At 67.7% G+C, this 5,334-nt stretch carries 2 protein-coding genes; both read right to left on the reverse strand.

From position 1 onward, the window contains the following. Window positions 1-4,976: beta strand repeat-containing protein (locus tag JQ639_RS35135; RefSeq protein ID WP_283818108.1), on the reverse strand; the 4,976-nt coding region annotated here is incomplete at its 3' end. Further along, on the reverse strand, window positions 4,966-5,334 hold a 369-nt coding region (locus JQ639_RS35145; RefSeq protein WP_211968510.1), incomplete at its 5' end, for an autotransporter outer membrane beta-barrel domain-containing protein. The genes JQ639_RS35145 and JQ639_RS35135, both read right to left, overlap by 11 nt.

Consider the following 5,334-nt stretch of genomic DNA (forward strand, 5'->3'; position numbering starts at 1 on the left):
GTGACGAACGACGCCGTCTGCGGATTGATCGCCACCTGGTAGAACGCGCCCGGGGAGAACGCGAGGCTGCCGGTGACGGCCATCGACGTGCCCGGCGTGCCGTTGCCCGGCGCAAAGGCCGCGCCGCTGCCGATCGCGACGTTGCCTGTCACCGAACCGGCACCGAACAGAGCGCCGCCGGAGATGGTGGCGTTGCCATCGAGCGTGCCGGCATTGTTGAACGTGCCACCGGTGTTGGTAATCGTACCGGTCCAGCTGCCATTGTTGACGATGCGGCCGGTATTGCTGGCGACGGCAGCGACATAGGTGCCGTTGTTGGTCACCGTGCCGGCATTGTTGAGAGCGTCGCGCACCGTGCCGCCCGCCGCCACGATGATGGCGCCGCCGCTGCTGTTGGTGATGCCACCCGCAGTTGCAGTCAGCGTGCCGCCATTTGACACCGTGACCGCGCCGGCGTTGGTCAGGAGACCGCCGAGATTGAAGCTGCCGGCCGATGCGATCGCCAGGTTCGCGCCCGCGGCGTTGGTGAATGTCGCGTTGCCGGCGAAGACACCGCCGACAGTGAACGTGCCGGCAGTGTTGGCGATCGCGCCGGTGACCGCGCCGCCGTTGGCATTGACCGTGCCGGTGTTGGTCACGGCGCCGGTGACCGTGCCCGAGGTTGTGAAGATCGCGCTGTTGGTGACATTGGAGGTGATGCTGCCGGCCGCGGCGAGCGACAGCGCGCCACCGCTGACCGTCGTCGTGCCCGTGTAGGTGTTGGCGCCAACAACAGATGTCGTGCCTGATGTGGTGGTCAGGGTCGCGGTCCCGCCGATCCCGTTCACCGTGCCGCCGCTGGAGGTGAGTGCCCCGGCCAGCGCGCCGTTCTGGATCGTGCCACCCGCCAGCGTCACCGCGTTGACGGTCTGGGCAAGGCCGCCGAGGTCGAGTGTGCCCGTGGCATTGATCGTGGTTGCGCTCGCGGCGCTGAAAGCACCAGCCGCGCCGCCGAGAAGCGTACCACCATTGACGGCGGTCGCACCGCTGTAGCCGTTGGTGCCCATCAGCGTCGTTGTGCCCGCGCTCGTCGCCAGAGAGGCGCTGCCAGCGATTCCCTTCACCGTGCCGCCGCTGGAGGTGATGACCCCGGTCAGCGCGCCGTTCTGGATCGTGCCACCCGCCAGCGTCACCACGTTGATGGTCTGGGCAATGCCGCCGAGATCGAGTGTGCCCGTGGCATTGATCGTGGTTGCGCTCGCGGCGCTGAAAACACCAGCCGCGCCGCCGAGAAGCGTACCACCATTGACCGTGGTCGCACCGGTGTAGGTGTTCGCACTAACAACAGATGTCGTGCCTGATGTGGTGGTCAGGGTCGCGGACCCGCCGATCGCCTTCACCGTGCCGCCGCTGGAGGTGACGGCCCCGCTCAGCGCGCCGTTCTGGATCGTGCCACCCGCCAGCGTCACCGCGTTGATGGTCTGGGCAAAGCCGCCGAGATCGAGCGTGCCCGTGGCATTGATCGTGGTTGCGCTCGCGGCGCTGAAAACACCAGCCGCGCCGCCGAGAAGCGTACCACCATTGACGGTGGTCGCACCGGTGTAGGTGTTCGCACCAACAACAGATGTCGTGCCTGATGTGGTGGTCAGGGTCGCGGACCCGCTGATCCCGCTCACCGTGCCGCCGCTGGAGGTGATGGCTCCGGTCAGCGCGCCGTTCTGGATCGTGCCCCCCGCCAGCGTCACCGCGTTGATGGTCTGGGCAAAGCCGCCGAGATCGACCGTGCCCGTGGCATTGATCGTGGTTGCGCTCGCGGCGCTGAAAACACCAGCCGCGCCGCCAAGAAGCGTACCACCATTGACGGTGGTCGCACCGCTGTAGGTGTTGGTTCCCTTCAGCGTCGTTGTGCCCGCGCTCGTCGCCAGAGAGGCGCTGCCAGAGATTCCCTTCACTGTGCCGCCGCTAGAGGTGATGGCTCCGGTCAGCGCGCCGTTCTGGATCGTGCCCCCCGCCAGCGTCACCGCGTTGATGGTCTGGGCAAAGCCGTTGAGGTCGACCGTGCCGAGCGTCTGAACGGTGGTCGCGGAACCGGCGCTGAAGACACCCGCGGCGCCCGCCTGCAAGATCACACTGTGGAAGCCATCGCCGATGACGGTGGGCCCCGCATAGCTGTTCGCAGCGGTGAAGACGATGGTGCCGCCACCTGAACTGTCGATGATGTTCAGCGTACCGGTGTTGCCATTGCCGTTGCCGATCGCCCCCGACACGGTCAGCGTATACGTGTTGGCATCGATCGTGCCGCCCGCGGTGTTGAGCAGACCGGCATTGGCGATCGTGTAGTTGCCGCCTGCCCGGAGTGTGCCGCCATTGAAGGTGAGCGACCCGGTCCCCAGGGCCGACGACGTGATCGACCCCGGCGTGCCGATGGTTGCGGTCGCGACCTCAATTGCACCTGATGTCAGTGTGGTGCCGCCGCTGTAAGTGTTGGCGCCCGAGAGTGTCAGCGTTCCGGCTCCGGTCTTGTTGAGGCCGAGCCGGCCCCCCCCGTCATTGATCAGGCCGGAAAAGGTGGTCGAACTGCCGTCACCGCCGGTCGTCAGAACGTGCGTCGTTCCGATCCCGCCGGCATCCTGCACCGTCCCCGTGCCCGCGAGAGAGCCGATGGCCTGATCATGGCCACCGAGGTTGAGGTACGAACCGGCATTGACGGTAACAGCCGAATTGGCGCTGAAAGCATTGGTCGCTGCCCCCTCGAGCGCGACCAGATGCGTGCCATCGCCGATGATCGTGGCGCCGGAATAGGTGTTGCCACCGGGCGACGTCGGAGCAAGGAACACGACGCCGCTGCCGACACTGCTGATGATGGTCAGCGACCCTGGCGTAGCGCCGCTGCCATTGGTGATGGCGCCGGTCCAGCGCACGGTGTTGTTGCCGGCATCGATGGTGCCACCGGTCGAATTGATCGCAATGGCATTGGCGAAAGAGAGGTTTGTGGCGCCCACCTGCAGGATACCGCCGTCGAAAGTCAGACTGCCGGTCCCGATCGAGGACGACGTTCCGGGATTCGAGTTGTTGACGATCAGTGTCGTGGGCGTGGTGCCATTGGTGTTCGTGCAGGTCGCGGTCGCCGTCGCACCGCAGATGGTGGTGCCGCCGCTATAGGTGTTTTGGCCTTGCAGCGCGAGAGAGCCGCCACCATCGACCACCACGACGCCGGCCGGTGCGGGCGCCGCGGCATCGCTGATGACGCCGGTGATGATCTGCGGATTGTTCGCGGGCGCGGTCGTGACGAAGGTCGGATCGCCCGAAACCGTGATGGCGTTGCCGATCGTGAGCCCGCTGCCTGCAAAGCCGAGCGTCGTGCCGGCCGCCATGGCGAGCGTGCCGGTGCCGAGCGCACCCGACGTCAGCGCGCCGGGAGATCCGGTCGAGGACGTGCCGACCTTGATCGCGCCCGCCGTCAGCGTCGTGCCGCCGCTATAGGTGTTCGCGGCCGAGAGGGTCAGGGTGCCGGTGCCGTTCTTGACGATGGCGCTGGCGCCACCCGTTCCGCCGACGCCGTTTGACGTCGTGGTGTTGCCGGCCGAGCCGTTGAGATCGGCAATGACGTCCGAGACCGTGTAGCTGCCGCTGCCGAATTTCAGCGTCGAGCCTTCGACGAAAATGCCCGAACCATACGCGGAGCCGTCGGCGCCGCGGACGACGGAGACCCCACCCGCGCCCGGGCTTACCGAGCTCCCGGACAGGCTGCCGCTTCCCGCGATGGTCAGCGAACCGCCGCTGACCACAAAGACGGCGCCCCCCATCCCGGCGCCGCCGCCGCCGCCAACATTAATGTCATTGGCGGAACCGCCATTGCCGCCACCAAACCCACCCGTTCCGCCCGGCTCCGTGCTGAAGGTCGTGGCTCCTCCACCGCCGCCGAAGCCGCCGTTGCCGCCCCTGGAACCACTGCCGCCGCCGCCGCCGCCGCCGAAACCACCGCTGCTGCCGATGGCGCCGCCGCCGCCGCCGCCGCCGAAACCACCGCTGCCGCCGACGGCGCCGCCGCCGCCGCCGCCGAAACCACCAACGCCGCCGCCGCCACCACCGCCGCCGCCGCCAAAGCCTCCAATGGAGTTCTGGCCACCGAAGCCGCCGCCGCCACCAGTGCCGTTGCCAATGCCCGAGCCGCCGCCGCCGCCGCCATTCGCTCCACCTGCCGAACTGCCGCGGCAACCGCTCCCACCCGTTCCACTCAGTCCGGCAATCGACAGGGCGCCCGCAGATCCGTTGGTACAGCCCCCCCCACCATCTCCCGTGAAACCGCCACCGCCATTCGAGCCGATGCCGCCGCCGCTATTGCCGAAGATGCCGCCGCCGCCGCTGGCGGCATTTCCAAAGATGCCCCCACCGCCGCCGTAGCCGGCGCCAGCGCCGCCCAGGCCACCGCCACCGCCGGTGTTGCTGCCGCCAGCGCCACCTTTCGCGGCATTGCCGGAAAAGCTCACATCGCTCAGCGTGACGTTGCCGCTTTGGTTCACGAACAACGCGCCACCCAGGCCGGCGCCCCCGCCTGTCCCGCCTTGCGCCAGTCCGTTGGCCAATGTCACGTTGTTGATGCTGACGTTCGCGGTCTGCGCGATGATCGAGCCGGCGACCGCTGCGCTCTGCTGGGTCGCGGTATCGACGCCGACCATGAAGATGCGTGTGGTGGTGTTGCCGGAAATCGTGAACCCATTGCCGTTGATGGTCACCGAGTTGAAGATCGGCGATAGCGGGCCGGACAGCGTGACGTTGGTCTGGATATTGATGACCTGATTGGTGGCCGCGCTGGCGTTGAGTTGCGCCAGCGCCCAGCTCAACGTGCCGACGCCGCCCGTGACACCGCTCGAATTCGTTCCGGGATCAGCACCGACCGTGACGTTGCAAGGGTTGCATTGGGCGTGCCCGGGCACGGCCGACTGCAACAATGCACACAGGCTCAACGCCGCCAGCGCAAGACGCTTACCACGCATAACGCACCACACCCTTGCCCGCGTACGACCGCGTCACGTTGGAGAACTCGCCCTCGAATGTCGCCGCGGCCGACCAGCCGTTGCTCCACTTCATCTCGGCGGACGCCGTGGTCAGCGCGGCGTCGGCCGCCTGCGCCGCGCCGTTGACCACGAAGGACGAGCCGGGCAGCGCCTGGAAGGCGGCAGCGATCGCGCGATCCGGATTGAAGTCGTGTGCCCAGGCGACGCGGCTGCGCAGCGTCAGGATGCCGTCCTGCATGGCGAACGACTTGTCGGTGCGCAGGCCGAGTTCAGTCCGCGTGTCGGTGACGCTCTTCGACGCATTGCTCAGCGCGAAGGTCGAGGCGCCGGAGATCGC

This window comes from Bradyrhizobium sp. U87765 SZCCT0048, from assembly GCF_018131225.1.
In the GTDB taxonomy this organism is placed as follows: Bacteria; Pseudomonadota; Alphaproteobacteria; order Rhizobiales; family Xanthobacteraceae; genus Bradyrhizobium_A.